Below are 23,974 nucleotides of genomic sequence, written 5' to 3'. Positions count from 1 at the left end.
CGCCCCTGCCGCTCACGGCAGGTTCCCGCTTCTTATAGTCATCTGCCAGAATCAGGCGTGCGCGATCGCGCGGATGACATCACAGACATGGTCCACAACCTCATGTACCAGCGCCTCATCCTGCGCCTCGGCCATGACACGGATCAGCGGTTCAGTCCCGCTTGCCCGCAGGACAAGACGGCCACTTCCGGCCAGCCGCTCATCCGCCCAGGCCTTGGCCGCAGCGAGATCGGGACTGCTCATCGGGCTGGTCCCTGAATAGCGGACATTTTTCAGAAGCTGCGGATAGGGCGTGAAGAAACGGCAGATCTCGCTGGCAGGCCGCTTTGTCTCGACGGACACCGCCAGGACCTGCAAGGCCGCAATCAGACCATCGCCCGTGGTGGCATAGTCCGACAGGACCATGTGACCGGACTGCTCGCCGCCCAGATTAGCGCCGATTTCCCGCATCCGTTCCACAACATAGCGATCACCGACCGCCGTGCGCTGAAGTTCGAGACCATTCTCCGCCAGGGCCTTTTCCAGACCCATATTAGACATGACGGTCGTCACCACCGTATTGCCCCGCAACCGGTCATGCTGCTTCCAGAAGGCTGCAATCAGACCGATGATCTGGTCCCCGTCGACAAGATTGCCGTTCTCATCTGCAATCAGGACACGGTCCGCATCACCATCCAGCGCAATACCGAAATCCGCCCCATGCTCTCTGACGGCTGCACACAGCGTTTCAGGATGCGTTGACCCCACGCCGTCATTGATGTTCAGCCCATCAGGCGAACAGCCGATCTTGATAACTTCCGCACCAAGTTCCCACAGGGCCGTGGGTGCCACGCGATAGGCCGAGCCGTTGGCACAGTCGATGACAATCTTCAGGCCATCCAGCCGCAGGCCCCGCGGAAAAGAGGCCTTCGCATTCTCGATATAGCGCCCGGCCGCATCCGTCAGACGTGACGCCCGGCCAATCTGCGCCGGTGACGCCAGCCGCGCGGACAGGTCCTGCGACATCAGGTCCTCGATCTCGCCTTCAACTTCGTCGGAAAGCTTGAATCCGTCCGGCCCGAACAGCTTGATGCCATTATCGGTAAAGGGGTTATGAGACGCCGAGACCATCACACCCAGATCGGCCCGAAGAGAGCGCGTCAGCATGGCAATGGCAGGCGTGGGCAGCGGTCCGACCAGAATGACGTCCATCCCGGCCGACAGGAAGCCCGCAACCAGGGCACATTCCAGCATGTAGCCTGAAAGGCGCGTATCCTTGCCGAGCACGACGCTGTGCCGGCGGTTCTGACTGCGCATGAAATACAGGCCGGCCGCCTGCCCCAGTCTCTGTGCGATCTCGACCGTCATGGGCGCGGTATTGGCCGTTCCCCGGATGCCATCAGTACCGAACAGAGACCTTTTGGTGGCCATAATGAAGAATCCTGCCTGTCTGCCAGAAATGAAAAAGGCGCGGCACCGGGAAAGATCCCGATGACGCGCCTGTTGGTGCGATTGGCTGCCTGATTACCCCGCCTGAGGCGCCGGATCAAACGCGCCGGGGCGCGTGGTCGGAACAGAGGCACGACGGTTATCGGGAACCTGTTCATCGTCCGATGTACGCTCGATGGCCTCACCGCGCATGATGCGACCAACGTCCTCACCTGTCAGCGTTTCATATTCCAGAAGCGCTGCGGTCAGGCGGTGCAGGTCATCGATACGGGTCGTCAGCAGATCGTGGGCCTGCTTGTAAGCCGTGTCGATCAGGACCTTGACCTCCTTGTCGATTTCCCGGGCCGTCTCTTCCGAAATGTTCTTGCTCTGGGTCACGGAGTGGCCAAGGAACACTTCCTGCCCGTTATCGCCATAGGCAATCATGCCGAGCGTATCGCTCATGCCCCATTCAGTCACCATGCGCCGTGCAAGATCGGTCGCGCTCTTGATATCACCCGAAGCACCGGCGCTGACTTCCTCGCGTCCGAAGATGATTTCCTCGGCAACACGACCACCCATGGCAATGACCAGACGTGCCAGGCACCATTTGCGGCTGTAGGAAATATTGTCCTTCTCCGGCAGGGTCATGACCAGACCCAGCGCCCGGCCACGCGGCACGATGGTCGCCTTGTGGATTGGATCGCTTCCCGGCGTGAAGATCGCGCAGATGGCATGTCCGGATTCGTGATAGGCCGTCGAGCGCTTTTCGTCCTCGGTCATGACCATGGAACGACGCTCCGCCCCCATCATGACCTTGTCCTTGGCTTCCTCGAACTGCGCCATACCGACGGTCCGCCGTCCTTGACGGGCCGCCATCAGCGCAGCTTCGTTCACGAGATTGGACAGATCCGCACCCGAGAAACCCGGCGTACCCCGTGCAATGACCTTCGGATCCACATCCGACGACAGCGGAACCTTGCGCATGTGAACGCGCAGGATCTTCTCACGCCCGGCAACATCCGGGTTTGGCACGACAACCTGACGGTCGAAACGGCCCGGACGCAGCAGAGCCGGATCCAGAACGTCCGGACGGTTGGTCGCGGCAATCAGGATGACACCCTCATTGCTCTCGAAGCCATCCATCTCGACCAGCATCTGGTTGAGGGTCTGCTCGCGCTCGTCATTGCCACCGCCAAGACCGGCGCCACGATGACGACCTACCGCATCGATTTCGTCGATGAAGATGATGCAGGGCGCGGACTTCTTGCCCTGCTCGAACATGTCACGCACACGGGATGCACCAACACCGACGAACATTTCCACAAAGTCCGATCCGGAGATCGTGAAGAACGGCACATTGGCCTCGCCCGCAATGGCGCGGGCCAGCAGCGTCTTACCCGTACCCGGCGGCCCGACCAGAAGCGCACCCTTGGGGATCTTGCCGCCCAGACGGGTGAATTTCTGCGGGTCACGCAGGAACTCGACGATTTCCTGAAGCTCGGATTTCGCCTCGTCGATACCGGCAACGTCTTCAAACGTCACACGGCCGGTCTTTTCCGTCAGCAGCTTGGCGCGGGACTTGCCGAAGCCCATGGCCCGGCCACCACCGCCCTGCATCTGGCGGAAAACCATGAAGCACAGCCCGAGCAGAAGCAGAACCGGCAGATAGGCGCTCGCATAACGCAGGATCGGGCTTTCGCCGCTTTCCATCGGCTTGGCCGTCACTTCGACATTCGCGGCTGTCAGACGGGCCGGAAGGCTCGGATCAAGCGGAGCGTAGGTCTCGAAAGACGTCCCGTTCGTCAGCGTCCCGGAGACATTCTGCTCCTGGATCACAACCGAACGGACCTGATGCTGGTCCACATCATGGATGAAATCGGAATAGGCGATCTGCTGGGCTGCATGCTGGCCGCCACCGGGCTGGAAGGCTGTCAGCACTGCCATTCCGACCACGATGATGACCACCCAGATCGCGACGTTACGGCCTAAATTGTTCATCTCGCTCTCTGTCGTCCTTCAGACTGTTCCGTCAGATGCGGTCCGGGAACCCCCGTCACAACTGGCCGACCGGTCACATTCTGCGTTGACTTCATAACATAAGCCTCCGCGTCCACGATCCTACCCCATCGGGGGCAGGAAAACGCATTTCTTGCGTTTTTGAAGCTCTTTTTACGTCCTGAAATGATTTTCTCCCGTCGCGGGGACACCGGACGACCAGACAAAATCCGCCTCACCGGCAAATTCGCCCCAGGCCATCTCCCCCAGACGTGGCCCCAAAACCAGTCGCCCCTCATGCCATACGCCCGGAAGGCAGCGGGCAGCCGCATAAGGCATGCCCAGCCTGCGCAGATCCAGCGCGTGAACGGCATCCCCCAGCGGCCCGATCAGACTCCCCTGCGGAAGATCGGTGGTCAGAAGACGCCAGCGTCCATCCCAGAGCACTGCGGCCTTCGCGGGAACGGCCGGACCAAGCGCCCTTTCCTCCCGCACCAGAATGATCCCGTCCCCGAAGCGCCCCGCGGGCCGGATCTGAACCCCCGACAGCGTTCCGGAGCCCTGTTGCATCAGGGTCTGCACAGCCTCACGCGCCGGACGATAGGCACGCCCCGAAACCAGCCGGATCAGGACGGCCAGGGTTTCTGCATCCAACCCCGCCTGCCCGAGAAAAACCCAACCCTGCTCGTGCCAGACGGCGTGGCGCCCAAGCTGTCCCGCCAGCTGCGTCTCAAGACGCTGACGCTCCTGTAGGGCAGCCTTTTGCAGAGCACGGGCTTCCAGTCTCTGCTCCGCCGTCAGGTCCTGCCGCAGACGAACCCGCTCGAAACGCCGGTTGGCATTCGACGGGTCCTCGATCCACGGCAGGTTTTCCGCTTTCAGGGTCAGGCGCAGACGTGCCGTGGAAAACGAAAGAAGCGGTCGGACCAGTCGGATACGCCCGCGCACGGAAACAGGCTGAATGCCGCTCAGCCCCAGAGGGCCGCTCGCACGCAGGTGCCGCATCCACACCGTCTCGTCCTGATCGCCGGCATGATGCGCAACCAGAAGATCCAGACAGCCTTCCGAAACACAGGCCGCCTCAAGAGCCTCGAACCGGGCGTCGCGGGCCCGCTCCTGCATCCGGCCTTTCGAAAACGGCGCAAGCGTCAGAAGCCGGGCCTTCACGTTCATCCCGGCAAGACGACGGACTGTCAGCTGCGCTTCGGCCGCCGATTCAGGCCGCAAGGCATGATCCACGACGAACGCCACAACATTCCGCCGCCAGCGACGGGCCAGAAACGCGAGCGCCATGGAATCGGCGCCCCCTGAGACAGCCAGCCCTACCGGTGCGTCATCGATATCGGGTGGCCACGGACCAAACCGGGCCATCCGGTCGGCAAACTCCTGTTCCCCGACTGGATGCGCCATCCCCGAACTCAGCAAGACATCGCTCAGTGACAGGCGGCACGACTCCGGAACGTCGTCTCAGCCGTCTTCACACGCGGCGCGGGCGCAGGGAACTCGGTCTTGAGCTTGTCCAGCGCCTGACAGGCCGATCCCTTGTCCCCGAGCGCCAGCATCGATGCCGCCACGCCAAGCAGGGAGTCCTGGGCCTTCAGGGATTTCGGCGCCTTGGTATAAGCGTCGTAATAGGCAACGGCGGACTGACGGTACTGCTTCTGCCCTGCCAGGGACTGGGCCAGCAGGAACTGCGCATCCATCTTGCCCGACACGCTATGCGCCGTCTTGATGGCAAAGCGGGCATTGCTTTCCGCATCCGTGTAATTGCCGGAATGCAGGGAGGCGTTGCCAGCCTTCAGGGCATCCAGAGCCGTCTTCGGCTGCTCGGCAGCCTCGGCAGCAGGGGCAGAGGCCTTTTCCTCGGTGGCGGCCTTGACCGGAGCCGGGGCCGGTGATCCGCCCCCGTTCTGGGACGCGAACTGCATGTCCGAAATCTGCTTGGACACGCTGGCCTGATTGTCCCGGACAGAATTGCTGAGCTGATCCAACTCCCCCCGCATCTGGCGGTTCTGTTCTTCCAGAGCCGAAACACGCTCCAGAAGCTGCGCCGTCAGATTACCATCTCCGACAGAAACCTGGGGAGTTGCCGTCGCGCTTGGCACAGCAAGACCACCACCGTTCTGAACCTGAGAAAGCTGCTGCCGCAGGGATGCGATCTGATCCTGAAGGGCAATGGCTTCGCGTGAGGAAATTTCCCCGCTGTCAGGGGCATCCTGAGCCAGCGCCGGAACGACGGGCGACAGGACGGAAAGAGCCGTGCCCAGAAAGACGGCACGCAGGGAACGGGACAGCACCATAACGGATCTCCTGAGACAAACTCACGGTCACGGGCACGCAGGCAGGTCTCGCGTGCGACATGGCCCAGTCATAAAACAGAAACGGCCGGGGGATAATCCCCCGGCCGCTCATCATCCCAGTCCGTCAGGCCTGAAACGTCGGTTCAGCGAACAGACGTGATGGCGTTACGGTTCTGGGCCCAGGACTGCTCGTCATCGCCATCGGCGGTCGGACGGTCCTTGCCGTAGGAGATCGTGGTGATGCGCGAAGCGCTCACACCCTTGGCGACCAGGTAGTCGCGGGCTGCATTTGCACGACGCTGGCCGAGAGCAATGTTGTACTCTTCCGTGCCGCGGTCATCGCAATTGCCAGCGACCTGGATGCTGACCTGCGGGTACTTGGCAAGCCAGGCAACCTGCTTGTCCAGCGTTGCGCGGGCTTCTTCAGAAAGCTGGGACTGGTTCAGCTCGTAGAAGACGCGATCGCCGACATTGGCGACCAGATCGGCTTCGCTGCCGGGCGTCGGGCCGGCTTCCTGAGCGACGGCGCCAGCGCCATTGCTGTCACCCTTGTTGGTGTTGCCGTTGGAACAGGCTGCGAGAACAAGCGCCAGACCAAGCGCGCCAAATACCTTGAACTTCATGTGTCTCAATCCTGAGAACGGCCCCACATCTGGAACCGAATGCGGAAAATGCCGCGTTATCCCGGACCACTTCTTCCCAGACCGGAACAAGCAGGAGTCGGTTTCGATCCCTGTCTGCCGTGCCTGAAAACCAGTGGCCATAAGCGCCCATACTCATGACTCAAATCATGGGTCAAGTGTCGTCTTAACGCGGGTTAAGGCCGAAAAGTTCGATTCAGTTTCGGAACCACAAAACTCGGCATAAATGTCACACCAACTCTGACGAATGTGGCAGAATTCCGCCATATTTGTCTCAGCATTGAAGTTTTGCAGTTTGGATACATGCGCTGTCTGCGTGGCAGACAAGCGCTACAGGCGTAGCATTGGAAGCTGGCCCACGAGGCCCTGACGGCCACAGACCGAATCAGCACGGCAACGGGACTCTGGGATATGGGGGTTTTCACCCCTGAAAATCCGCGCTTTCCAATCGAAAGCGCGGAGCCTGACCTCAGCCGTTCCGCGGAGACCAGGCCGGGTCGGACGCACCCGTCGAGATCCGGATCGGACGCTCGTTGAAGCCCGTAATATCGATCGTGCCGATGCCAGAGGCAAAACCCGCACCACCCGCACCGGACGCGCTCTGACGGCAGAACGCCAGCACACGACCATTCGGGCAGAACGTGGCCCCATCAACCGTGAAGCCCTGCGTGAGGATACGCTCGCCCGTACCGTCCGGGTTCATGACACCGAGCGAGAACCCTCCGCTGCCGATCCGGGTAAAGGCGATCAGATCCCCGCGCGGCGACCAGACTGGCGAACCGTACTGCCCGCTGCCGTAGGAGATCCGCTTTGCTCCACCGCCGGACGCGCTCATGATGTAGAGTTGCGGGCTGCCGCCACGGTCGGAGTTGAACACAATCTGACTGCCATCCGGGCTGAAGCACGGGCTGGTGTCGATCGCACCGTTGGAATTGGTGATCTGCCGTTTCGCACGGGACGCCAGATCGACAACGAAGATGTCAGACCCGCCCCCACGCGTGGCGGACAGCACGACCGATCCACCCGTCGGCGAGAAGCGCGGCGCAAAGGAAATGCCCGCAAACTCACCCAGAATCTGCTGACGGCCTGACGCCAGATCGAACAGATACACGCGCGGACGGTTATTGGCGTAAGACATGAACGCAATCTGGTCGCGCACCGGGTTGAAACGCGGCGTCAGCGTCAGCCACTCGCCACCCGTCAGCATGCGCTCGTTCGCGCCATCCTGATCCATCAGGGCCAGACGCGTGATCTGGTGATGGCGCGGACCGGTCCGGGCGATATAGGCGATGCGGGTATCAAAATAGCCCTTCTCGCCCAGCATCCGCTCATAGATCACGTCAGCAATGATATGCGCGATCCGGCGCCAGTTGCTGTTGGACGCCGTATAGGCCGTGCCCTGAAGCTGCTGTCCGGAGAGTACATCCCACAGGCGCATCTCGACGCGGACACTCCCCGCACCAACGGCCTGACCGGCCACGGCCGCACGGGCGCCCTGGGCCTTGAGAGCACTGAAATCCGGCGTGGAGCCCGGCGGCACACTGCCGCTCATGACCTTGAACAGACCGGTTCCGTTCAGGTCGGACGTAATCACGCCAGAAATCTGCTCACCCAGCCCTGCCCCGAAATTCGGAACGACGATGGGGATCGGCTCCTGACGGGCCTGATCGACGGTGATTTCGGCTTCACCGGGGCCGGAAGCGGCGCCCGACTGGGCAAAGGCCGCCAGAGGCGTCGCCAGGAGACCGCCCGCGGCGGTCGCTCCCAGAACGGAGCGGCGCGAGAACAGCGCGCTCAGGGCCTCGGCTTCGGTATCGGGAATGAAGGACATGAGACTTCCTCGTGGATTACGGCCTGAAGACAAAACGCAGTTCATGCGTCTGACCAAGCATCTTGGAGGGGATCGGCAGATGGGCACAGGTGGGACTCAGCACCGCATCCCGCGCCCGCTCCGCCAGAACGCGATAGGATGGGTCGGACGCCATCTTCGCAGCCGTATCAGGCGCAAATTTGACAATCCGGGCCTCGCCGGTCGCATCAACGGTCACAACCATATGCGCGACAAAGCTCGCATAGTTCCGCGCTTCGGTGTCTTCGGTATAACAGCGGCGCACGGAGCCACCGATGGCCTTTTGATCCGCCATGGACAGGGACTTGGTGATGTCACCATTCGGCACCCCACCCCCGTTGGGGGCACCACCCTGCGGCGGATTGGCCTTCGCGGTCGGCGCATGGGTCTGCTTCTGGTCCGCCCGGAAATTATCCAGCGTCGCCAGCAGCGAATGACTGTCCGCTTCCGTCTTCTTGGCCGCATTCGGCTGCGTCATATGCGAGAATTTCGGCATATCCGGCAGCTTGTCGGCCTTCTGCGTCTGCGGGCTCGGTGGTGCAACCATCGTCGATTTCGACGGCGGTGACGGTTTAGGCGGCGACGCTGGCACAGGCTCGGGCGACTCGTCCGTCATCTTCGGCGGCAGCTTGATGTCCGGCAGCTTCTGCGGCGGCGTCTCCGGTGGAGGCGGCACGGGCTGAGGCGGTGGTGGTGGCGGAGGCGGCTCTTCCGTCGGCGCCTTCAGGGGCGGTGTCGGGGCAGGAGGCGCCTCGTTCTTTACGGGTGCAGGGGCCGGAGCGGGCGCAGGCGCCGGATGATCGCCCTTGACCGGATGGGTCGGCGGTCCTGCCTGCTCGAATTCCATCTGAACCGTGGGGGGCTCCGGTGGCTCGGGCGGTTTTTCGGGGGGGATCTGCACAAGCAGATACGCGATCAGCCCCAGATGAATGGCGGCTGATCCGTAAAGCGCATGACGAAAGCGCCTGTTGTCAGAGCGGCGTGGACGCACCACGGCAGCGGCCTCTTACTGGCCGCTCTGGGGCTGCTGCGCGAGAAGCGCAACATGCGTGAAGCCACCCGACGTGATCTGCCCCATGACCTGCATCACCTGTCCGTAGTCGATATGTGCATCGGCACGGACGAAAATGCGATGGGTCGGATCATTCTGCGACTGTGCCTTGAGCTGGTCGATCAGCTGGTCCGACGTCACCTGCTGGTCCCCCAGATAGAGCGACCCATCCGTCTTCAGGGAGACGGTGATCGGCTTGGAATCCGAATTGACCGGGCTGGCATCCGTCTTCGGCAGATCCACATTGACGCCACTGGTCAGCATCGGCGCCGTCACCATGAAGATGATGAGCAGCACCAGCATGACGTCCACCAGTGGCGTGACGTTGATTTCCGAGGCGGGCCGACGCTTACGGCGTCCGCCACCTCCAGCCCGTCCTCCCGCAGACATTCCCATGGTTCAGGCCTTCCCGCCGGTCGTATCATCCGCACGTTCCTCGGACTGACGCGACAGGATGGCCGCAAACTCGGTGCCGAAGGCTTCCATACGATCCGCGAACTTCTCGAAGGAATTGCTCAGACCGTTATAGGCGATATAGGCCGGAATGGCCGTCACGAGGCCGATCGCCGTGGCGAACAGAGCTTCGGAAATACCAGGCGCCACGACCGAAAGGTTCGTGTTGTGCATCTGCGCGATGGACGCGAAGGAATGCATGATGCCCCAGACCGTTCCGAACAGACCGACGAACGGTGCCACCGGGCCGATCGTCGCAAGGAAGATCAGCCGGCGCGTCAGACGGTCGTTCTCACGCATGATGGTGATGTCGATGGCGCGGTCCACGCGCTCACGCACGCCACCCCGCGACAGGTCAATTCCGCCAATCCGTGCGGAACGGCGCCACTCACCCATGGCAGCACCGAATACGGCCGCCATCGGATGTGTCGGCCGCGCACCATCGGATTCGTAAAGATCGTCGAGCGATCCGCCCGACCAGAAACGATCCTCGAACTCGGTCGCTTCACGGTTGACGCGACGGATGAGAATGATTTTTTCCGCAATGATCGCCCATACGCCGGCGCTGCACAGCAGCAGACCCAGCATCACCAGCTTTACAACGATGGAGGCGTGCAGGAACAGGTCCAGAGGCGAAAGACCGGCCGCACCGACCGCCCCAAGCGCACTCGAACTTACCTCATGATCCACTGTTCTCTCCTGTACAGATCCTGTCCCTTGCGGGTCAGGACTCTCCATTGCACTTCATGACGAAACAGGAAAGTGGGTCAGACCTCTCCTGCCTCCAGTTTTCTTACTGCATCACGCCACCGAGGCGGAATTTTGGCAGGTTTCATGTCAGCAGCATTCAGACAGGCCAGTTCAACGTCGATAACCGTAGCCGTTTCGCCACCCCCGGAATAATTCCGGACCGTCTGACAAAGTTTCAGCCGCGTCGGAGTCATGGCCTCCAGCGCCGTCTCGATTTCCATCTCGTCATCGAGTCGGAGCGGCGAGCGGTAGCGGAGTGCGGCCTGACGCACGACGAAGACCAGTCCGAAATCGTTCAGAAGCTCGGTCACGGACGCATCCGCATCCCGCATCGCCTCGCTCCGCGCACGCTCGGCAAAGCCCAGATAGCGCGCGTGATAGACGATACCGCCCGCATCCGTGTCTTCGTAATAAACCCGGAACCTGATCTTGTGCGTGGCCATACTGTTTCTCCAGTCATGGTGCGCCCATACCCCGAACCGTGTTCAGGGCCTTTCAGGGCGCGGAATCGTCCTGCTCCAGCGAGGAGAGCAGATCCACCTGGCTCGCCGGCGGCGTCAGGCCGAGATGACGCCATCCCGCCTCACCCAGCATCCGCCCGCGGGCCGTTCTCAGAACAAGCCCTTCCTGGATCAGGTAAGGCTCGATCACGTCTTCCAGCGTATCGCGCGCTTCGGCAAGCCCCGCCGCCAGCGTTTCCACGCCGACCGGACCGCCATGATGATGTTCGGCAATCCGCTTGAGATAACGCCGGTCCATCGCATCCAGCCCGCGCTCGTCAACCTCAAGCCGCCCCAGAGCCGCATCTGCCAGCGCCCGGTCCACGACCGCATGCTTCGACACCAGCGCGAAATCCCGCACCCGCCGCAGCAGACGCCCCGCAATACGCGGCGTCCCACGGGACCGGCGGGCGATTTCTTCCGCCCCGTCATCCGTCAGGCGCATCCCGAGCTTCAGAGCCCCGCGCGAGACAATCGCCCGGAGTTCTTCCGGCGTATAGAACACCAGCCGCAGCGGAATCCCGAACCGGTCCCGCAGAGGCGTCGCCAGCAGACCGGCCCGCGTGGTCGCAGCCACAAGCGTAAACGGCGCCAGATCGATCCGCACAGACCGCGCAGCCGGCCCCTCGCCGATGATCAGATCAAGCTGGAAGTCCTCCATCGCCGGATAGAGCACTTCCTCGATCGCCGGCTGGAGACGGTGGATTTCATCAATGAACAGCACGTCACGCGGCTGGAGATTCGTAAGGATCGCCGCCAAATCACCCGCGCGCTGGATCACCGGCCCGGACGTCGCCCGGAACCCCACACCCAGTTCCCGCGCCACGATCTGCGCCAGCGTCGTCTTGCCCAGACCCGGAGGCCCGTGCAGCAGGACATGATCCAGCGCTTCATTCCGGGCCCGCGCCGCCTCGATAAAAATCGCCAGATTTTCACGGCTAGCCTTCTGCCCCGTAAAATCCGCAAGCGTTTCAGGCCGCAGACTGCCCTCGCCCATATCTTCGGGCTGACGGGCCGGATCGGTTTCGCGGTAGTCGTCGCTCATCGCGCGAGATCCTTCAGGCTCAGCCGGATCGCCAGATCAAGCGTCGCATTCTCGTTCTCGGCCAGCACCTTACTGAGCACAGGCCAGGCCTCGGCCCGGCGGAATCCAAGCCCCGCCAGCGCCAGCAGCGCGTCGTTCTCGACACTCGGCCCCGAGACAACACCCGGTGCGGAAACAGTCCCGCCCCCGCCCGGCATTTTCGCAACCTTGTTGCGCAGCTCGCTCAGGATCCGGTCCGCCAGACGCGGCCCGACACCGGCCGCACGGGTCAGCGAGCCCTTGTCCCCGGCATTGATCGCCAGCAGGATCTCGCCCGGACTGTTCGCCGACAGGATCGCCAGCGCGACTTTCGCGCCCACACCCTGCACGGTCGTCAGCAGCCGGAACCAGTCCCGCTCATCCGTCGTCGCAAAACCGAAAAGCTGGATCGCATCCTCACGCACGATCGTCTCGATCAGCACACGCGCCACGGACGGCGGCTGAGGCAGCGCCGCCAATGTGCGGGTCGAGGCCGAGACCACATACCCCACACCATTGACGTCCACGATGCAGCGTTCGCCTTCGATCTGCCCGACAAGTCCGGTGAGCTGCCCGATCATGCCATGCGCTTTCCAGCCACGACATGCGCGGCACTTGCACGGTGATGGGCATGACAGATCGCAACGGCCAGCGCATCGGACGCATCGGCCTTGCGGATCTCCGCCCCCGGCAGAAGCCGCTTCACCATCATCGTCACCTGTTCCTTGCTCGCAGACCCGGTCCCGACCACGGATTTCTTGACCGTCATCGCCCCGTATTCCGCAACCGGCAGCCCTTCATAAGCGGGCGTCAGCAGAGCCACCCCCCGCGCATAGCCGAGCTTGAGCGTCGAGGAGCCGTTACGATTGACGTAAGTTTCCTCAACAGCCGCCTCTGCCGGCGCATATTCACGGATCAGCTTCTTGAGCGCGCCGTGAAGTTCGCACAGACGCAGCGGCACGGATTCGGACCCATCGGTCCCGATCACACCCGAAGCCACATGCTTGAGATGATTGCCGTCCACGTCGATGATGCCCCAGCCCATGAAACGCAGGCCGGGGTCAATGCCCATCAGACGGATCAAGCAGCCAGCGCCTCAGCCACGTCGTCCGGAATATCGAAGTTTGCATAGACAGCCTGGATATCGTCACTGTCTTCCAGCACGTCGATCAGCTTCATGACCGAACGCGCCTTGTCCTCGTCCAGCGTCACGCTGTTTTCCGGACGCCAGTCGAGCTTGGCCGACTGCGGCTCACCGAAACGGCTCTCAAGCGCATCACGCACGGCGAAGAAATTCTCCATCGCGCAGGTCACTTCATGGCCTTCTTCGGTCGTCTCGGCATTATCCGCACCGGCCTCAATGGCGGCTTCCAGCATTTCGTCCTCGGAAGCCACATCCAGCGGATAGCTGATGACACCCAGACGCTGGAACATGAACGACACCGAGTTCGTCTCGCCCAGCGAACCACCATGCTTGGAGAACGCTGCACGGACTTCGCCCGCCGTCCGGTTGCGGTTGTCCGTCAGACCTTCGACGATCAGCGCAACACCGGCCGGACCATAGCCCTCGTAACGCACTTCCACATAGTCGTCGCCACCGGCAGCACCGGACGCCTTCTTGATGGCGCGCTCGACATTGTCCTTGGGCATGTTGACTTCACGCGCCATGGAAATCGCGGCACGCAGACGCGGGTTGGACGCCGGGTCAGGCAGGCCCGAGCGTGTCGCAACCGTGATCTCACGCAGGACCTTGGCGAACTGCTTGGCGCGCTTGGCATCCTGCGCACCCTTGCGGTGCATGATGTTCTTGAACTGTGAATGACCGGCCATCGGTCGCTCCTTCCTCTATCGTCGTGTCAGAGGCTCAGGCGAGCCTGCCATGACAGTGTTTGAACTTCAGACCCGATCCACACGGGCAAAGGGCGTTACGCGGCGTCTCCGCATACCAGCGCTGAAGCGTCGCCGCATCAGGCTCCGCCCCCGTCGGGACGGGCTGCGGGCGTGGCGGCATCGGAGCAGCAGACGGGAAACCCGCCATCGGCTGCGGCGCCGGAATATCGCCCCCCGTCGTTCCCTGCGCGAACAGTCCCGCAGGTTCTTCGGACGGACCGGACGTTTCAGTGTTGATGACCGGGAACGGCGGCGGCTCGGACACGGCCTGGATGCGGCACATCGTCTCCGTCACGCGGATGCGCATATCATCCAGCATCGCCGTGAACATCTGGAAGGCTTCCTGCTTGTACTCGTTCAGCGGATCACGCTGACCATAAGCCCGCAGACCAATGCCCTGACGGAGCTGGTCCAGCCCGTGCAGATGCTCTTTCCACACCGCATCGAACGTCGTCAGCACGACCTGTTTCTCGATCAAACGCATCAGTTCGGGGCCCATATTGGCCGTCCGTGCCGCCTGCGCCTTCGCGGCTTCCGCCTCGATCCGCTCGATGACGCCCTCGGCATCCATCCCGTCTTCCTTCGCCCAGTCTGCAATCGGCAGATCCAGGTTCAGAATGCGAGAGACTTCCTTTGTCAGCCCTTCCGTATCCCAGGCCTCGGCAAAGGATTTTTCAGGAATATGCGCATGCACCAGATCCTCGATCGTGTGCTCGCGCAGCTCGGCGATCACGCCCGACAGATCGTCCGTCGCCATGTATTCCCGGCGCTGGGCGTAAACCTCCTTGCGCTGGTCATTCATGACGTCGTCATATTTGAGCGTGTTCTTGCGCATGTCGAAGTTGCGCGCCTCGACCCGCTTCTGCGCCTTTTCCAGGGCCTTGTTCAGCCAGGGATGAACAATCGCCTCGCCTTCCTTGAGCCCCATCTTCTGCATCATCGCGCCCATGCGGTCGCTGGCAAAAATGCGGATCAGATCGTCTTCAAGCGACAGGAAGAAGCGCGAATTGCCCGGATCGCCCTGACGTCCCGAACGGCCCCGAAGCTGGTTGTCCACGCGGCGGCTCTCATGCCGCTCCGTGCCGATCACATACAGACCGCCCGCCTTGTGAACTTCCTCGTGATGCTCCTCGACGATCGCGCGGATATTCTGCTCGACAGACTCACGCTGCGCCTCGTCCTCGACGCCTTCGGTACTGGCCTTGACCAGCATCTCGATATTGCCGCCAAGCTTGATGTCCGTTCCGCGGCCCGCCATGTTCGTGGCGATCGTGATGGCTCCCGGCGCACCCGCCTGCGCCACGATGATCGCTTCCTTCTCATGCTGACGTGCATTCAGGACGTTATGCGGAATACCGCGCTGCGTGAGAATCTGCGAGAGATATTCGCTCTTCTCGATGGAGGTCGTGCCCACGAGAATAGGCTGGCCGGTCTTGTGGATCTCCTTGATCAGATCCGCCACGGCACTGAACTTTTCAGCCGCCGTCAGATAGACCTCATCATCCGTGTCGATCCGCTGTACCGGTAGGTTCGTCGGGATTTCCACCACATCGAGGTGATAGATTTCCGCGAACTCGTCAGCCTCGGTCATGGCCGTACCAGTCATGCCAGACAGCTTCGGATAGAGACGGAAATAGTTCTGGAACGTGATGGAAGCGAGCGTCTGGTTCTCCTGCTGGATCTCCACATGCTCCTTGGCTTCCAGCGCCTGGTGCAGACCATCCGAATACCGGCGACCGTCCATCATGCGCCCCGTGAACTCGTCGATGATGACGACCTTGCCGTCACGCACGATATAATCCACGTCCCGGGTGAACAGCGTATGTGCCCGCAGGGACTGCTGGACGTGATGAACGACAGCGACGTTATGGATGTCGTACAACCCGCCTTCCTGAAGCACGCCGGCTTCCGCCAGCAGTTCCTCAACACGGTGCGAACCGTGCTCGGTCAGCGTGACAGACCGCAGCTTCTCGTCCTTGTCGTAGACGTCAGGCTCCTCAACGAGCTTCACGACCACATCATCGACAGAGCGATACAGGTCGGAGCTGTCATCTGCAGGACCGGAGATAATGAGCGGGGTCCGCGCCTCATCGATCAGGATGCTGTCCACCTCATCCACGATCGCGTGATTGAACGGACGCTGCACCATGTCGCCAAGCGAATATTTCATATTGTCGCGCAGGTAGTCGAAGCCGAACTCGTTGTTCGTGCCGTAGGTAATATCTGCGGCATAAGCCTCGCGACGCTCTCCGTCCGACAGGTTCGGCACGATCACACCCGTCGTCAGCCCAAGGAAGCTGTAGAGGATCGACATCTCTTCCGCGTCACGCCGCGCGAGATAGTCGTTCACCGTGACGACATGCACGCCCTTGCCACTCAGCGCGTTCAGATAGACCGCCAGAGTCGCCACAAGGGTCTTGCCCTCACCCGTCCGCATCTCGGCAATCCGGCCCGCATGCAGGACCATGCCGCCGATCAGCTGCACATCAAAGTGACGCTTGCCCAGAACACGGCGCGACGCCTCACGGCAGACCGCAAAGGCTTCCGGCAGCAGACCATCGAGGGTTTCGCCCTTTTCCAGCCGCTCCTTGAACTCGGTCGTCCTGTGCCGGAGCTGCTCGTCAGACAGGGCCTGGACCGCAGGCTCCAGTGCATTGATCTCGGGCACACGGCGCTGATACGCCTTGAGCGTGCGATCGTTGGCAGAACCGAAAAGGGCGCGGGCGAGGCGTGCGAACATGCTGAACCTTGAGATGCCGAAGGCCCGAAGCGCCAGCTCTTTCCACTACCGGAAAGACCCGCCACACCGTGCCGTCAGGATTTTCACGTCTGCTGGAGATAGGACCCGGGCCGCAAAGGGTCAATGGAGAGCCCGTCCAGAACCCCGATGAAATGTTCCCATTGTCATCACAGGGTCACATCCCCGACCGACCACACGCCTCGCGCGACACCCGCCTGCAGGGTGCGTGAAGGAATGGTAACGGACCGCACCCTTGCAGGGCGGACCAGCCTTTGTCATGGTGCAGGCCATCCTTTTTCCAGGTTACATCCGAGGTAGTTCCCACATGCGGCTTTCCCGCTCCACTTTCGCTCTCGCCGCCCTTCTGGCCGGCACGTCGGTCGCAGCATCGACGGCTTTCGCCGCTCCTGCGGCAGCCCCTGCCGCCGCAGCGCCCGCAGCTGCCCCGACCGGTGCTCCGGCCGCTGCCCCCAACCCCGACATGCTAATCGCCACCGTCAACGGTGCGAAGATCACGCTGGGCGACGTGCAGCGCGCAGCGGGCAACCTCCCGCCGCAGGCCCGCCAGATCCAGCCGTCCGTCCTGGTTCCCCTGATCGTCAACCAGCTCGTTGACCAGAAGGCCGTCCAGATCGCTGCCGACAAGGAAGGCCTGAGCCGTAAGCCGGACGTGAAGGCCGCCATGGACGCTGCCGCCGCGAACGCCCTGCAGAACGCCTATCTCGAAGAGAAGGTCGGCCCGCTGGTCACCGATTCCGCAATGCATGACTTCTACCAGTCGCATTACGCGAACAAGAAGCCGGAAGAAGAGATCCACGCCCGCCACATCCTCGTGGACAGCGAAGCGCAGGCCAAGGACATCATTGCCCAGCTCGGCAAGGGCGCTGATTTCGGCAAGCTCGCCGCCCAGCTTTCCAAGGACAAGGGTTCCGCGGGCGCCAATGGTGGCGATCTCGGCTGGTTCAAGAAGGAAGACATGCTGCCGGCCTTCTCCGCAGCGGCTTTCGCCATGAAGCCGAACACGATCTCCCAAACCCCGGTTCACACCCAGTACGGCTGGCATGTGATCCAGGTCCTCGCGACCCGCACGGCCCCGATCCCGACCTTCGACCAGGTCCACGACCAGGTCCGTCAGGAGCTGATCCGCGACAAGGTGCGTGACATCGTTCAGGCCGCTGAATCCCAGGTGAAGGTCGTTCACTACGACGCACAGGGCAAGGCGATCCCGAATGCAGCTCCGGCTGCCGCACCTGCAAAGAAGTAAGTCCATGGCAAAGCCGCTCCCCGTCTCTCCGCTCGCGCGTCCTCTTCCGGACCTTGCAACGATTGCGGGCGTGCGGCTTTCCGCCGTCGCCGCGGGCATCCGCTATCAGGGCCGCACGGATCTGATGCTCGCGGAATTCGTCCCTGGCACGGTTGCCGCAGGCGTCTATACGAAGAATGCCTGCCCCGGCGCCCCGGTCCTGTGGTGCCGCGAGGCCCTGACGACCCCCTATGCCCGCGCCCTGCTCGTCAATGCAGGCAACGCGAACGTCTTTACCGGCCGCGCCGGAATCCAGGCCTGCGAAGACTGCGCGGACGCCACCGCACAGCTTCTCGACTGCCCTCCGCAGGACGTCTTTCTCGCTTCCACGGGCGTGATCGGCGAAAAACTGCCGCAGGACCGCATCATCGCCGCCCTTCCCGCCGCCAGGGCAGGACTGGAAGAGAACGGCTGGGCCGATGCCGCCCGCGCCATCATGACGACGGACACCTTCCCCAAGGCCGCCCGTCGCGATGTGAAAATCAACGGCACCCCCGTCCGCATCCAGGGCATCGCCAAGGGATCGGGCATGGTCGCCCCCGACATGGCCACAATGCTGGCCTATGTCGCAACCGATGCCAGACTGCCGCAGAACGTGCTGCAATCCCTGCTGGCCTCCGGCTGCGCCCAGAGCTTCAATTCCATTACCGTCGATTCGGACACGTCCACTTCGGACATGCTGATGATTTTCGCGACCGGACTGGCCGACAATCCGGAAGTCGACGACGTCAACGACCCCGCTCTCGCCGAGTTTACCCTTGCGCTGAACGATCTCCTGCTGGAGCTCGCGCTGATGGTGGTCCGCGATGGCGAAGGTGCGACAAAGCTTGTCCGTATCGCCGTCACCGGAGCGGATTCCAATCTCTCCGCCCACCGCATCGCGCTGTGCATCGCCAACTCCCCGCTCGTCAAAACCGCCATTGCGGGCGAGGACGCCAACTGGGGCCGCGTGGTCATGGCGGTGGGAAAAAGCGGTGAACCCGCAGACCGTGACCGCCTCTCCGTCGCCATCGGCGGCACGTGGATCGCGAAAGACGGCGGTGTCGTCGAGAATTACGATGAAGCCCCGGTCGTCGCCCACATGAAGGGTCAGGAGATCGAAATTGCCGTTGATCTCGGCCTGGGCGACGGACAGGCCCGCGTCTGGACCTGCGATCTGACGCATGGCTACATCGACATCAACGGCTCCTACCGCAGCTGACCGTCCCAACACGTCAGCGAGAGCGGGGCTTGTGCGTCCCCGCCTCTGCCGTTAGCAAAATCCGGGTGCCGTTTCGCACTTGATATGAGGAAAAATCCATGTCTGCTGGAGCTCGCGTGCTTGTTCTTGGCGGTGGCGTTGGGGGGCTTGAAGCCGCTGCAGCGCTGGGCCGTCGCCAGAACATCTCCCTGACACTCGTTGATCGCAGCCCCGTCCACTACTGGAAGCCGGCCCTGCACGAATTCGCTGCGGGCACCATGCAGCATCAGGGGAACTGCATCCCCTTCAAGGACACGGCCGCAAAGTTCGGCTTCACCTTCGTCCAGAGCAGCCCCGTCGCCGTCAATCGCGAGAACAAGACCGTCTCGCTCGATACCGGCGCGACACTGCCTTACGATTATCTGGTGGTCGCTCTCGGCTCACGTGCGAATGACTTCGGCATTCCCGGCATCGTCGATCACTGCATGTTCATCGACAGCCTGAACGACGCCGACGCACTCTTCGCCACTTTCCGCGAAGCCGTGCAGAAAGCCCGTGCCGCTGGCGATAAGCTCTCGGTCGGCATCGTCGGCGGTGGCGCAACCGGCGTCCAGCTGATTGCCGAACTGTGCAAGTCCATCGATGACGCCCGCGGCCTGGGACCGGCCGTTCGCAAATCCCTGCTGAACGCCGTCCTGATCGAGACCGGCCCGCGCATCCTCCCTGCCTTCCCCGAAGCTGTCTCCACTGCCGCCACGCAGCAGCTCGAAAAGCTCGGGATCTCCGTGCGGACCGAAGCCATGGTGGTCGGCGCGGACGAGACCGGCTTCAGCCTCAAAACCGGCGAGCACATTCCCGCCAGCCTCCGCGTCTGGGCCGCCGGCGTGCGCGCCTCGGACGCCACGAGCCTGCTCGAAGGTCTGGAACGCGGACGCTCCGGCCAGCTTGGCGTGACCACCACGCTTCAGACCACGCAGGACCCGACCGTTTTCGCTATCGGCGACTGCGCCCGCATCGACGCAGCCCCGATCGCGCCGACAGCTCAGGCCGCACGCCAGGAAGGCCAGTATCTCGGCCGTGCCCTGCCGGAAATCATCGCCGGCAGGACCCCTGCCCCGTTCGCCTATAACGACCGCGGCGCCGTCGTGGCCCTGGGGGACTACAACGGCTGGGGCATGCTGGACGCCAAGCGCAGCTTCGGCGGGGGTCTGCTGTCGGGTCTGGCCGCGCGTCTGATCCATGAGGGACTGTACCGCCAGCACCTCGCAGGCATCCTCGGTGTGGCCCCCACAGCCTGCAGCACGCTCCGCGAACATCTTTCGCCGGTCAAACCTGATCTGGGCGCCTGAAATCCCTTTTCAGAAGCCCGTCAAAGAGGGAATGTGGGACGCAGCCTCATCCAACCCTGCGTCCCCTGGTCCGAGAACTCATGAGCCCAACCGATCTCTCCCCGCCCTTTGACAAGGCTCTGATCCGCATCGAAGACGTGCTGCTGGAAAAAGGGTTTTCCTTCCTGCAGGCCGACGTCACGCGTCCTCTGCTGGAGCATGAAGGCCTGACGGACTGGCAGGGTTTTGCCGAGAGCTGGAATCATCTGGGTCTTGACCGCTACATGGCGGATGGCGGCCGTTACCGCCGCCGCCGTTATGCGACCTTCGCCGTCTCGGGCGACACCATCACCCGCAAAAAACACCAGCCCCATTACCAGAGCCGGGATTACAACCTGCTCAATGGCGGCATCGAGCGCTGGTTTCCGGCCGTAACGGACGCCATCGCCACCCATCCCGCCATGACCGCCGCCATCCGCACCGTCAGCCGGATCGCGGATGCCCTGACGCCGCCGAAGGAAAAACCCCCGGTCTGGCATGTCGAGGTGCATCAGTTCCGCATCGAGGCCCGTCCGGGCAATGAAGGCCACCCCACACCCGAGGGCCTGCATCGCGATGGCGTGGACTGGGTTCTCGTGCTGATGGTCGCCCGCCACAACGTCGAACAGGGCGTCACCACGATCCACGGCATGCGCAAGGACCCGCTCGGCTCCTTCACGCTCACCAACCCGCTGGATGCCGCCATCGTGGACGATCACCGCGTCTATCACGGCGTCACGGCCGTCCAACCGGTCGATCCGTCACAACCCGCCTATCGGGACGTGCTGGTGGTGACGCTCCGCCACGAATAATCCCCGAAGCTTCACAGATGTTCTTCTTCAATTTCGTGTTATGACAGGTCTCATGTCGATCCAGCAGATTCTTTCCCGCCCCGCGGCGGTTCTGGCCCTGTCCTTCATGCTCCCCGGAGCCCTGTCCTGTGCGGATGCCGCGACAGGCAAGACCCGCCATCACACGCGGCATACGACGCAGTCGGCCAATGCCGGTGCGGCTCCCGTCATCCTCACGGCCCATCCGGGCACGAAGCTGGATGAAGACGCCCGCAAACTGAACGAAGACGATCTTCAGGACGCGGCCAAACACCATGACCAACCGGTCGTGCTCGTCGGCTCCGCCCCGCTGTCTTCGGGCAAGAATGACGAGGCCCTGTTCGTACAGCTCCAGTCCGCGCGCCTCTGCGGTTCCGCAGGCTGCACGACCTCCGTCTATCTGAAGCACAATGACACCTGGAACACGGTCCTGGACTCCGTGAACGGCGATATTTCCGTCCTGCCCACGCGCCACAAGGGTATGCATGACCTGCTGGTCAGCCCGAACGACCGCTGGGTCTGGAACGGCAAGGAATATCAGGACACGCTCAGCGCACCGCCGATGCCCAAATAACCACTGTTTTTCAGGAAGTCTGGAGCGGGCGAGGGGAATCGAACCCCCGTATGCAGCTTGGGAAGCTGCCGTTCTACCATTGAACTACGCCCGCTAACGCCCCCGAGCATAACCGCTCTGCGATCCCTTCGCAATCCGCCCTCGAGGTGTTGACGCAAAACCGAAATACGGCTCATAGTCCTGCCTGTCAGAAACGTCATGGCGTGCCTGACCCTCGTGATTTGAGCGGCCGGCTTGCGGCGAGGCTAAAGAACTGCGCTAAAGAGGCCCTGCGTCGTTATCGAACGATTTCCAGGACTTCCACGGCCCGCCACATGCGCCCTGCACAACAGGACGTTTTATGGAGGGACACATCATGTCTTCAGAAAACTGGCGCACAGCCACCCGTCTCCTGCACGAAGCCCCGAACCGCACCGAGTTCGGCGAAACGTCCGAGGCACTCTTCCTGACATCCGGCTTCGTCTATGACAGCGCCGAACAGGCCGCCGCCACCTTCACGGGCGACGTCCAGCACTTCCAGTATTCCCGCTTCGGCAACCCGACCGTGGACACGCTTCAGGAGCGCCTCGCCCTTCTCGAAGGTGCCGAAGCCTGCGTTGCCACAGCGACCGGCATGGGCGCCGTCTCCTCGGCCATCCTGTCGACTGTAAAGGCCGGCGACCGCGTCGTCGCCTCCCGCGCTATTTTCGGCTCCTGCTACTGGATCGTGACCAATCTCCTGCCCCGCTACGGTATCGAGACCGAACTGGTGGACGGCACGGATTACGACGCCTGGGAGCGCGCACTGTCCAAGCCGACCGCCGCCGTGCTGATCGAAAGCCCGTCTAACCCGATGCTCGACGTCCTCGACATCGCCCGCGTTGCCGAGCTGACGCACAAGGCCGGCGGCCTGCTGATCGTGGACAACGTCTTCGCAACGCCGCTCGGCCAGTCCCCGCTCAAACTCGGCGCGGACGTGATCGTCTATTCCTGTACGAAACATATCGACGGTCAGGGCCGTGTCCTCGGCGGTGCGGTGCTCGGCTCCAGTAAGTGGATCACCGAGACGCTCCAGCCCTTCACCCGCAACACCGGCAACGCCCTGTCGCCATTCAACGCCTGGGTCCTGCTCAAGGGTCTGGAAACGCTCCAGCTCCGCACGGATGCCATGGCCCGCAATGCCGCCGCCATCGCGGATGCACTGGCCGAGCTGCCGGGAATCGTTCAGGTCCGCTATCCGGGTCGTGCCGACCATCCGCAGCATGAACTGGCCAAAACCCAGATGAACAATGGCGGCTCCATGGTCGCGTTCGTGGTGGACAAAGGCCGTGAGGGCGCGTTCGCCTTCATGAACGCCTTCAAAATCATCGCGATTTCCAACAATCTCGGCGATGCCCGCAGCCTGGCCACCCACCCCGCCACGACAACGCATATGCGCGTCAGCGCGGAGGAGCGTGCCCGTCTCGGCATCACGGACGGCGCCATCCGCCTCTCCGTCGGTCTGGAAGATCCGGCAGACCTGATCGATGATCTCAAGCGTGGTGCGGCGGCCGTCGCGGCCCTCGCATAAGTTTTCCTGACAAATCCCCGGGATGGCTTTACAATGGCGTCATGCCTGACAAGTCATCCCACCCCCATCTGCACGCCGATCCCGAGACGGCACTCGCCGAAGCCATGGAAAGTGCACCCCGCTTCAGCGAAACCACGGACGACGTGACGGTCACGGTCCGGACCTTCTGGCTGGACGACCAGTCCCATCCCGAAGACCATCAATACGCCTGGGCCTATCACATCAGCATCGAGAACGAGCGGAAAGACACGTTCCAGCTTCTCTCCCGCTCTTGGGAAATCGTGGACGGGCTTGGACGCAAGGAACATGTTCACGGCGATGGCGTGGTTGGCGAACAGCCCGTGATCGGCCCGCAGGAACAGTTCGACTATACGTCCGGCGCCATGCTCACGACGCCGACCGGCTTCATGCGCGGCACCTACCACATGGTCGAGCCCCGCTCGGGCCATCGCTTCGACGTCAGCATCCCGGTCTTCAGCCTCGACAGCCCCCACGACAGCACACTGGTGCACTGAAGGCGGTGAACGGG

At 62.7% G+C, this 23,974-nt stretch carries 22 protein-coding genes, 1 tRNA gene and 1 riboswitch; of the genes, 7 read left to right on the top strand and 16 right to left on the bottom strand.

Annotation, left to right across the window (positions count from 1 at the left end; translation table 11 throughout):
* Positions 1–51 precede the first annotated feature (51 nt).
* The 15 genes from glmM to secA all read right to left on the bottom strand — a co-directional run bounded on the left by glmM (position 52) and on the right by secA (position 16,642).
* Complete coding sequence (gene glmM, locus HKD27_RS00965; RefSeq protein WP_011253214.1) at positions 52–1,410, bottom strand: phosphoglucosamine mutase; 1,359 nt, start codon at positions 1,408–1,410, stop codon at positions 52–54.
* A gap of 93 nt (positions 1,411–1,503) precedes the next feature.
* Entirely contained in the window at positions 1,504–3,408 is a 1,905-nt protein-coding gene (gene ftsH, locus HKD27_RS00960) for an ATP-dependent zinc metalloprotease FtsH (RefSeq protein ID WP_011253213.1), read from the bottom strand.
* Between the two features lie 171 nt (positions 3,409–3,579).
* Positions 3,580–4,815, bottom strand: a complete 1,236-nt coding sequence (gene tilS, locus HKD27_RS00955) for a tRNA lysidine(34) synthetase TilS (RefSeq protein WP_228518251.1) — start codon at positions 4,813–4,815, stop codon at positions 3,580–3,582.
* 23 nt (positions 4,816–4,838) lie between these two features.
* Entirely contained in the window at positions 4,839–5,705 is an 867-nt protein-coding gene (locus HKD27_RS00950; protein WP_194688233.1) for a tol-pal system YbgF family protein, read from the bottom strand.
* Positions 5,706–5,848: 143 nt separating this feature from the next.
* On the bottom strand, positions 5,849–6,328 hold the full coding sequence (pal, locus tag HKD27_RS00945; RefSeq protein WP_062497498.1) for a peptidoglycan-associated lipoprotein Pal: 480 nt from the start codon (positions 6,326–6,328) through the stop codon (positions 5,849–5,851).
* Between the two features lie 487 nt (positions 6,329–6,815).
* On the bottom strand, positions 6,816–8,177 hold the full coding sequence (gene tolB / locus HKD27_RS00940; RefSeq protein ID WP_194688234.1) for a Tol-Pal system beta propeller repeat protein TolB: 1,362 nt from the start codon (positions 8,175–8,177) through the stop codon (positions 6,816–6,818).
* Positions 8,178–8,193: 16 nt separating this feature from the next.
* Entirely contained in the window at positions 8,194–9,189 is a 996-nt protein-coding gene (locus HKD27_RS00935; protein WP_194688235.1) for an energy transducer TonB, read from the bottom strand.
* Between the two features lie 12 nt (positions 9,190–9,201).
* On the bottom strand, positions 9,202–9,642 hold the full coding sequence (gene tolR / locus HKD27_RS00930; protein ID WP_194688236.1) for a protein TolR: 441 nt from the start codon (positions 9,640–9,642) through the stop codon (positions 9,202–9,204).
* 3 nt (positions 9,643–9,645) lie between these two features.
* On the bottom strand, positions 9,646–10,437 hold the full coding sequence (gene tolQ, locus HKD27_RS00925; protein WP_172492883.1) for a protein TolQ: 792 nt from the start codon (positions 10,435–10,437) through the stop codon (positions 9,646–9,648).
* 29 nt (positions 10,438–10,466) lie between these two features.
* Positions 10,467–10,892 carry a tol-pal system-associated acyl-CoA thioesterase gene (ybgC, locus tag HKD27_RS00920; RefSeq protein WP_041111982.1) on the bottom strand — a complete coding sequence of 142 codons (426 nt, stop codon included), beginning with the start codon at positions 10,890–10,892 and terminating at the stop codon, positions 10,467–10,469.
* Between the two features lie 52 nt (positions 10,893–10,944).
* Entirely contained in the window at positions 10,945–11,994 is a 1,050-nt protein-coding gene (ruvB, locus tag HKD27_RS00915; protein ID WP_041111981.1) for a Holliday junction branch migration DNA helicase RuvB, read from the bottom strand.
* Entirely contained in the window at positions 11,991–12,593 is a 603-nt protein-coding gene (gene ruvA, locus HKD27_RS00910; RefSeq protein WP_194688237.1) for a Holliday junction branch migration protein RuvA, read from the bottom strand. The genes ruvB and ruvA overlap by 4 nt, the downstream gene beginning before the upstream one ends.
* On the bottom strand, positions 12,590–13,096 hold the full coding sequence (ruvC, locus tag HKD27_RS00905) for a crossover junction endodeoxyribonuclease RuvC (RefSeq protein ID WP_011253202.1): 507 nt from the start codon (positions 13,094–13,096) through the stop codon (positions 12,590–12,592). The genes ruvA and ruvC overlap by 4 nt, the downstream gene beginning before the upstream one ends.
* Entirely contained in the window at positions 13,093–13,842 is a 750-nt protein-coding gene (locus HKD27_RS00900; protein ID WP_062501367.1) for a YebC/PmpR family DNA-binding transcriptional regulator, read from the bottom strand. Before HKD27_RS00900 ends, ruvC begins: the two co-directional genes overlap by 4 nt.
* A 34-nt stretch (positions 13,843–13,876) precedes the next feature.
* The gene (gene secA / locus HKD27_RS00895) at positions 13,877–16,642 is read right to left on the bottom strand and encodes a preprotein translocase subunit SecA (RefSeq protein ID WP_194688238.1); all 2,766 of its coding nucleotides are present in this window, start codon (positions 16,640–16,642) and stop codon (positions 13,877–13,879) included.
* Positions 16,643–16,967: 325 nt separating this feature from the next.
* Between secA and HKD27_RS00890 the strand changes: the two genes are divergently transcribed.
* From HKD27_RS00890 to HKD27_RS00870, 5 genes are all read left to right on the top strand, one after another.
* A complete protein-coding gene (locus tag HKD27_RS00890) occupies positions 16,968–17,906 on the top strand; it encodes a peptidylprolyl isomerase (RefSeq protein WP_194688239.1) in 939 nt (312 codons plus the stop codon).
* A gap of 4 nt (positions 17,907–17,910) precedes the next feature.
* Entirely contained in the window at positions 17,911–19,146 is a 1,236-nt protein-coding gene (gene argJ / locus HKD27_RS00885; protein ID WP_062497502.1) for a bifunctional glutamate N-acetyltransferase/amino-acid acetyltransferase ArgJ, read from the top strand.
* Between the two features lie 98 nt (positions 19,147–19,244).
* Positions 19,245–20,474: an NAD(P)/FAD-dependent oxidoreductase gene (locus tag HKD27_RS00880; RefSeq protein ID WP_194688240.1), complete on the top strand. Its 1,230-nt coding sequence runs from the start codon at positions 19,245–19,247 to the stop codon at positions 20,472–20,474.
* A gap of 80 nt (positions 20,475–20,554) precedes the next feature.
* Complete coding sequence (locus HKD27_RS00875) at positions 20,555–21,304, top strand: 2OG-Fe dioxygenase family protein (protein WP_041111974.1); 750 nt, start codon at positions 20,555–20,557, stop codon at positions 21,302–21,304.
* Between the two features lie 52 nt (positions 21,305–21,356).
* A complete protein-coding gene (locus tag HKD27_RS00870) occupies positions 21,357–21,896 on the top strand; it encodes a hypothetical protein (protein WP_052327648.1) in 540 nt (179 codons plus the stop codon).
* A 20-nt stretch (positions 21,897–21,916) separates the two neighbouring features.
* Here the strand turns inward: HKD27_RS00870 and HKD27_RS00865 are convergent.
* Positions 21,917–21,990: transfer RNA gene (locus HKD27_RS00865), tRNA-Gly, on the bottom strand.
* A gap of 109 nt (positions 21,991–22,099) precedes the next feature.
* Positions 22,100–22,179: riboswitch (SAM riboswitch) on the top strand.
* 72 nt (positions 22,180–22,251) lie between these two features.
* On the opposite strand from HKD27_RS00865, the gene metZ reads away from it, so the two are divergent.
* Together metZ and apaG are read left to right on the top strand one after the other, a co-directional pair.
* Positions 22,252–23,445 carry an O-succinylhomoserine sulfhydrylase gene (gene metZ, locus HKD27_RS00860; protein WP_194688241.1) on the top strand — a complete coding sequence of 398 codons (1,194 nt, stop codon included), beginning with the start codon at positions 22,252–22,254 and terminating at the stop codon, positions 23,443–23,445.
* A gap of 41 nt (positions 23,446–23,486) precedes the next feature.
* Positions 23,487–23,960, top strand: coding sequence for a Co2+/Mg2+ efflux protein ApaG (gene apaG / locus HKD27_RS00855; protein WP_041111971.1), 474 nt, complete (start codon positions 23,487–23,489; stop codon positions 23,958–23,960).
* Positions 23,961–23,974: the final 14 nt, after the last annotated feature.

The sequence above is a fragment of the Gluconobacter sp. R75690 genome (assembly GCF_015244525.1).
GTDB classification, from domain to species: domain Bacteria; phylum Pseudomonadota; class Alphaproteobacteria; order Acetobacterales; family Acetobacteraceae; genus Gluconobacter; species Gluconobacter potus.
This window is presented reverse-complemented; position numbering and strand designations above follow the sequence as displayed.